This window comes from Bradyrhizobium sp. Ses1 (assembly GCF_059512365.1).
Genome location: NZ_JCAMOQ010000180.1, coordinates 1 through 995, shown reverse-complemented (window position 1 = coordinate 995; position 995 = coordinate 1). Strand labels below are relative to the sequence as shown.

Sequence of the window (995 nt, the reverse complement as noted above, 5' to 3'; positions counted from 1 at the left end):
GCCTAGATCCGGCTCAAGAAAAACGCCTCCAGTTTGCCTTTGCCCTTCACGTCAATGCTGCCGCGTGGCTCCAGCGCGAAGGGACCGACGAGGTGGCGGGCGATATCCTGGGACACATGGATTCGATTGGGCAGAGAATAGGCCTCGAGCCGGCTGGCGACATTTACAGTATCGCCCCACACGTCGTAGATGAAGCGGTGCGTGCCGATGATGCCGGCGACCACCGGACCGGAATGTATGCCGATCCGGATTTGCAAGGGCCAACCGAAATGGCCGTTGACGCGGCCTAGCCGATCGATCATGCCGAGCGCCATTTTCGCGATCGCTGCGAACGCATCGGGGTTCGGATCGGGCAAGCCGGCCACGGCCATGTAGGCATCGCCGATGGTCTTGATCTTCTCGACGCCGAGCTCGTGGGCAAGCGCGTCGAATTCCGAGAACAGCCGGTTCAAATACTCGACCGTCGCTCCAGGCGTGACCCGTGCCGAGTGCTCGGTGAAGCCCACCAGGTCGGCGAACAGAACGCTCACGCCCTCGAAGCGGTCGGCGATCATGGCTTCGCCTTGGTTCAGGCGGCCAATCACCTGTCTTGGCAGGATGGTCAACAGCAGCCGCTCGAACCTGGCGGTCTCGTCCTCGATGCGGCGAAGATACCTCTGCTCGCGGTCACGCCAGCGCTTCTTGTGTAAGCACGCGTTGATGCGCGCGCGCAGCAGGGTCGGATCGAACGGTTTCGGGAGATAATCCTCTGCGCCGGCCTCGATGCAGCGGACGGCGCTCTCTGTGTCCGCCAGGGCCGTAATCATGATAACCGGAATGCGACGTAGCCGCTCATCCGCCTTCATGCGCACGAGCACGTCAAGTCCGTTGATGTCGGGCATGATCAGGTCGAGCAGGACGAGATCGAACTCATCGTGCTCGAGCGCCTGCAGGGCCTGCTGACCCCCGGCTACGGAAGCGACGCGATGACCATCGCGGGCCAGTCGGCGCGACAG

The 995-nt window shown here is 62.8% G+C and carries 1 protein-coding gene; it reads right to left on the bottom strand.

The window, feature by feature from the left end:
* Positions 1-2 precede the first annotated feature (2 nt).
* Positions 3-995, bottom strand: a 993-nt coding sequence (locus tag AC5ZG5_RS46235; protein WP_496165573.1) for an adenylate/guanylate cyclase domain-containing protein, incomplete at its 5' end; no start/stop codon positions are given.